The sequence below is a fragment of the Collinsella sp. genome (assembly GCF_052346665.1).
In the GTDB taxonomy this organism is placed as follows: domain Bacteria; phylum Actinomycetota; class Coriobacteriia; order Coriobacteriales; family Coriobacteriaceae; genus Collinsella.
The window spans coordinates 12,340-17,530 of the sequence record NZ_DAWDUX010000032.1 but is presented as its reverse complement, the minus strand read 5'-3'; the positions used below and the strand labels follow the sequence as shown (position 1 = coordinate 17,530).

The 5,191-nt window shown below is 64.5% G+C and carries 5 protein-coding genes and 1 pseudogene; 5 read left to right on the top strand and 1 reads right to left on the bottom strand.

The window, feature by feature from the left end; all coding sequences use genetic code 11:
- The 5 genes from ACT8II_RS06905 to pckA all read left to right on the top strand — a co-directional run.
- Positions 1–1,184, top strand: a 1,184-nt coding sequence (locus ACT8II_RS06905; protein ID WP_443813462.1) for a heavy metal translocating P-type ATPase, incomplete at its 5' end; no start/stop codon positions are given.
- Between the two features lie 200 nt (positions 1,185–1,384).
- Positions 1,385–1,606 carry a heavy-metal-associated domain-containing protein gene (locus ACT8II_RS06900; protein ID WP_118653163.1) on the top strand — a complete coding sequence of 74 codons (222 nt, stop codon included), beginning with the start codon at positions 1,385–1,387 and terminating at the stop codon, positions 1,604–1,606.
- A gap of 7 nt (positions 1,607–1,613) precedes the next feature.
- Positions 1,614–1,886, top strand: a complete 273-nt coding sequence (locus ACT8II_RS06895) for a metal-sensing transcriptional repressor (protein ID WP_118653161.1) — start codon at positions 1,614–1,616, stop codon at positions 1,884–1,886.
- 128 nt (positions 1,887–2,014) lie between these two features.
- On the top strand, positions 2,015–2,494 hold the full coding sequence (locus ACT8II_RS06890) for a hypothetical protein (RefSeq protein WP_412108302.1): 480 nt from the start codon (positions 2,015–2,017) through the stop codon (positions 2,492–2,494).
- Between the two features lie 236 nt (positions 2,495–2,730).
- On the top strand, positions 2,731–4,332 hold the full coding sequence (pckA, locus tag ACT8II_RS06885; protein WP_294159049.1) for a phosphoenolpyruvate carboxykinase (ATP): 1,602 nt from the start codon (positions 2,731–2,733) through the stop codon (positions 4,330–4,332).
- Between the two features lie 285 nt (positions 4,333–4,617).
- Here the strand turns inward: pckA and ACT8II_RS06880 are convergent.
- Positions 4,618–5,191, bottom strand: a pseudogene (locus ACT8II_RS06880) (L-lactate permease); the annotation flags it as partial.

Sequence of the window (5,191 nt, the reverse complement as noted above, 5' to 3'; positions counted from 1 at the left end):
TCATCTCCGCAGCCACCTTCGCGATATGGCTCGTCACCACCGGCGGAAACGTCAATGAGGCACTCACCGCGGCAGTCGCCGTAGTGGTAATCAGCTGCCCCTGTGCGTTGGGACTCGCCACGCCCGTCGCCATCATGGTGGGCACCGGCAAGGGTGCCGAGATGGGCATCTTGTTCAAAAGCGCCGAGGCCCTCGAGACGCTGCGTGGCGTGAAAACGGTGGTGCTCGACAAGACCGGCACCATCACGCGGGGCAAGCCCGTCGTAACCGACATCCTTCCCGCACAACGTGCGGACGGCACCGCCGCCATAACAGAGAAGGGGCTCCTCAAACTCGCCGCCGCCCTCGAGCGCAGCAGTGAGCATCCGCTCGCCGAGGCGATCATGGCGTGCGCGGAGGAGCGCGGCATCGTCGCGCGTTCGGTAAAAGCATTCCAAGCCATCCCCGGCCGTGGCGTGACTGCATTCGAGGGGACCAACCACATTGCTGCGGGCAACGCCACGCTTATGGCAGATGAGGGCATCGACATCGACCACGACGAACTCGAACGATTCGCCCTTCAGGGAAAGACGCCCCTTTTCTTCGCCAAGAACGGTGAGATCATGGGCATCATCGCCGTCGCCGACGAGGTCAAACCAACCAGCACGGACGCCATCGCGGCATTGAGGCGTTTGGGAATCCAGTCCATCATGCTCACCGGCGACAACGAACTCACCGCGCGCGCCATCGCCGAGCGCGTGGGCGTTGCCAACGTCATCGCCGACGTCCTACCCGCCGACAAGGAGCGTGTGGTACGCGAGCTGCAGGCTGCCGGCCAGACGGTCGCCATGGTAGGCGACGGCATCAACGACTCCCCTGCCCTCGCCCGCGCCGATGTGGGCCTCGCCATCGGAGCTGGCACCGACGTCGCCAAGGAGGGGGCGGACGTCGTGCTCATGAGAAGTGACCTCCTCGACGTCGCTCGCGCCATCGAGCTCTCCCGCGCCGTCATCCGCAACATCAAGCAGGACCTGTTCTGGGCGCTGTTCTACAATTCCCTGGGCATCCCGCTGGCTGCGGGTGTGTTCTATCCCATGCTCGGCTGGCAGCTCTCACCGATGTTCGGCGCAGCGGCGATGAGCCTGTCGAGCTTGTGCGTGGTGGGGAATGCCCTGCGCCTGCGCGGCTTCAAGCCCCGAACTTGACGCGCAAGCGGATTCCAGACCGTCAACTTGCCGCAAATCGGACGATTATGTAACGAATATCGAGACGCTCCGAGTAGAGAGGTCTGTTCATCGGAATAACCGCTGGTCACATGGTGGCGAAACCGCCCTATACTCGATGCATTCCGTTTTTCGTTACAAAATCGCCCGATTCGCGGCTTCCAACAAGGAAAGGAACGAACATGAACTACATCATCAAGACCGAAGGCCTCATGTGTGGCCATTGCGATGCCTCCGTCGAGACCGCCCTGCTCAACGTCGCGGGCGTGACGGACGCCGAGGCCGATCACGAGACGCAGACCGTCACCGTCGAATGCTCCGATGCCGTCTCGCCCGATCAGCTTACCGCCGCCGTCGAGGCTGCCGGTGAGAAATTCCACGCCCTGACCGTAGAGGAGGTGTAAGCGCGCCATGATGGCCGACCACGAGCGCACGCTGAGACTCCTCAAAACAGCGCGGGGGCAAATCGACGGCATCATCAAGATGGTCGAGGACGACCGCTACTGCGTTGACATCTCCACGCAACTCATGGCGACCCAGTCGCTCATCGGGCGCATCAATGCCGACGTCCTCAAGGCCCATATCGAAGGCTGCGTGCGCCGCGCGGCGACATGCGGAACCGAGGCGGAGCAGGCCGAGAAACTCGCCGAAGTCGAGAGGATTATCGAAAAGCTCGCGAAATAGGATATTGAGCGGCACGAGCGGGCTATTATCGGGTACGGTAACGGCAATGGACACACCGCCGCACCGAGGAGCGCAGCGCCGCCAAGGCAGCCCGCAACCAGGCGCACACGTAGGAACGGAAGGCACAGATGAACGACTTCATGAAAGACCGCTACGGCGTCGACGAGCTCACCGGGGTCCTGGGCGCGCTGGGGCTACTGCTCGCCCTCATCGGCACCATCGCCAAGTTCGACCCGCTCACGTGGCTGGCGCTCGCGAGCATCCTCGTCGCGCTCGCCCGCGCGTTCTCAAAGAACGAGGCGGCCCGCCGCAAGGAAAACGACGGTTTTCTCTCCCTCGCCTCGCGTGTGCCCGTCCTCGGCGATTACGTGAAGAGCGTCGGGGCAAGTCGTGCGGGTGGCAGGACATCCGCACGCAATGCCGCAAAACCCGCCGGAACCGACTTCAACCGTGCCAAGCGCACCGCCCAAAAGATGTGGAAAGAGCGCAAGACCTCACACTTCCTCAAATGTCCCACCTGCGGTCAGATCCTCTCCGTCCCCAAGGGTAAGGGCAAGATCCGCGTCACTTGCCCGCGCTGCCACTCCAAGATGGAAACCAAGTCCTAAGGTGCCCATGGCCGTCTTACTGAATAAACTACCGCTCGCCGAATGACGCGCAACCCTTGCCGACTCCATCACATGTCCGCACGGCGCATGGGGTATCAATAGGAGCGTTGGAACGGTAAAACGTTTTTCGGTGCGCAGATTCTCGCAAACGACAGGTGGCGCACGCGCTTGAGCGCGCGGCATCGAGACGGCACATCGAATGACCGCTGCCCCGCTCGTCCTTTAGGAGGATCGACATGTCTATTGATTCCGTCACCCAGGTGCTGGACCGCTACGGCGTCAACGCTGCCGAGGGCTCTGTCCATGTGGACATGGTCCCCGCCGAACTCGTCGAGCTTGCCCTCGCCCATCACGAGGGCAAGCTCGCCTCCAACGGCTCCCTCGTGGTCGAAACCGGCAAGTACACCGGTCGCAGCCCCAAGGACCGTTTCGTGGTAGACACCCCCGACGTCCACGACACCATCGCCTGGGGCAACGTCAACGTGCCCATCTCCCAGGAAAGCTACGAGAAGGTACGCGACGGCGTCGCCGCCTACCTCTCTGAGCGCGACCTCTACGTGGTGCGCGGCCTCGCCGGTGCCGACCGCGGCCACGCCCGCAAGTTCATGGTCGCCTGCGAGCGCGCCAGCCAGGCCCTGTTCATCACCCAGCTGCTCGTCCGCCCCACCGATGAGGAGCGCGCCGCCTACGGCGAGCCCGACTTCACCATCCTCGCCGCCCCCGGCTACAAGTGCGATCCTGCCATCGAGGGCCTGAACTCCGAGGCCGCCGTGCTCGTCAACTTCTCCGAGCGCACCGTGGTCGTCGCCGGCACCGAGTACTCCGGCGAGATCAAGAAGTCCGTCTTCTCCGTCATGAACTACCTCCTGCCCGTCGAGGACCACGTGCTGCCCATGCACTGCTCGGCCTCCATGGACCCCGCCACGCACGACACCGCCGTCTTCTTCGGCCTGTCCGGCACCGGCAAGACCACCCTGTCCGCCGACCCCAAGCGCCTGCTCATCGGTGACGACGAGCACGGCTGGGCCATGGGCGAGGGCATCTTCAACATCGAGGGCGGCTGCTACGCCAAGTGCGACGGCCTCACCGAGGAGCGCGAGCCCGAGATCTTCCGCGCCGTCAAGTTCGGCGCCCTGTGCGAGAACGTCATCCTCGACGAACACCGCGACCCCGACTACGACGACGTCTCCCTCACGCAGAACACCCGCGTGGGCTACCCCGTCGAGCACATCCCCAACAGCTGCCTCGAGGGCGCGGGCGGCGAGCCCACCGCGGTGATCTTCCTCACCTGCGACGCCTTCGGCGTGCTGCCCCCCATCGCCCGCCTGTCCGCCGATGCGGCCATGTACCACTTCGTGAGCGGCTTCACCTCCAAGGTCGCCGGCACCGAGCTCGGCATCAAGGAGCCCGTGCCCACCTTCTCCGCCCTGTTCGGCGAGCCCTTCATGCCGCTTGACCCGATGGTCTACGCCAACATGCTCGGCGAGCGCATCGCCGAAGGCAAGACCCGCGTCTACCTGGTCAACACCGGCTGGGTCGAGGGCTCCTACGGCGTGGGTCACCGCATCCCGCTCGTCTACAACCGCATCAACGTCAACGCCGCGCTCGACGGCTCGCTCGAGGATGCCGAGTTCATCCACGACGAGGTCTTCAACCTGGACATCCCCACCACCTGCCCCGGCGTGCCGGACGACGTCATGGTCCCGTGGAAGTGCTGGGCGAGCAAGGAGGAGTACGACGCGACCGCCAAGAAGCTCGCCGGCATGTTCCAGGAGAACTTCGAGAAGAAGTACGCCCACCTGCCCGAGAACGTGAAGAACGCAGGCCCGCGCGCCTAAGGTCCCACGTCATAGCAAGCGAAAAGGAGCCCCGTGCACCCACCTGCACGGGGCTCCTTCTTCGCCGGCGACCTCACCGCTCAGGCTCCGGGGCATACTCCCTTCGACCGTGGTTCCGCTGCGCTCCACAAAACGGTCTACGGGAGAATGCCCCGGAGCCTGAGCTACGGCAACGCAGCCGCGAGGCGCCGGAGGGTTTCCCCGCAGCGCGTTTTTGTGGAGCGAAGCGGAACCACGCGCGAAGGGAAAACCCGCAGGGCCTCGCGGCGACGGGATCAGCCGCACTTAGAGCAGCAGCGCCCCACCCAGGCCGAGGGCGGCCATCAACACCATGAACACGATGGCGATGGGCATCACGCGGGCAAGGAGCTTTCCCTCCACACCCACGGTCTTGACGGCAGCCAGGCCAATGGCGAGCGTCTGCGGCGAGATCATCTTGCCCGCGCCCACGCCGAGCGAGTTGAGCGCCACCATCCAGTAGGAGTCCATGCCGAGTGCCTCCGCAGCCTGCTGTTGCACCGAGCCGAACAACAGCCCCGAGCTCGTGCCAGACCCCGTGACGAACGCGCCTACCGCGCCGATGACCGGCGCCATCAACGGGAACAACGAGCCGGTGACCGCGATGCAAAACGACGACACGGCCGAAATCATGCCGGCGTATCCCATGACCTTCGCGCAGCCGAGTACGGCGAGCATGGTGATGACCGTGGGCATCATCTGCTTGACGGTGGCGGCAAGCACTTCGCCCATCACGCGCGGAGCCGCACCTTGGATGAGGCCGCCAATGAACGCGGCGATGAAGATCCAAACGCCGGGTGTGTTGATCCACGTGAACGTGACGGTCGAGGGATCGGAACCA

Bases quoted from the DNA above. Each gene is read 5' to 3' on its own strand.
- ACT8II_RS06900 (WP_118653163.1), top strand. From the start codon at position 1,385: ATGAACTACATCATCAAGACCGAAGGCCTCATGTGTGGCCATTGCGAT.
- ACT8II_RS06895 (WP_118653161.1), top strand. From the start codon at position 1,614: ATGATGGCCGACCACGAGCGCACGCTGAGACTCCTCAAAACAGCGCGG.
- pckA (WP_294159049.1), top strand. From the start codon at position 2,731: ATGTCTATTGATTCCGTCACCCAGGTGCTGGACCGCTACGGCGTCAAC.
- ACT8II_RS06890 (WP_412108302.1), top strand. From the start codon at position 2,015: ATGAACGACTTCATGAAAGACCGCTACGGCGTCGACGAGCTCACCGGG.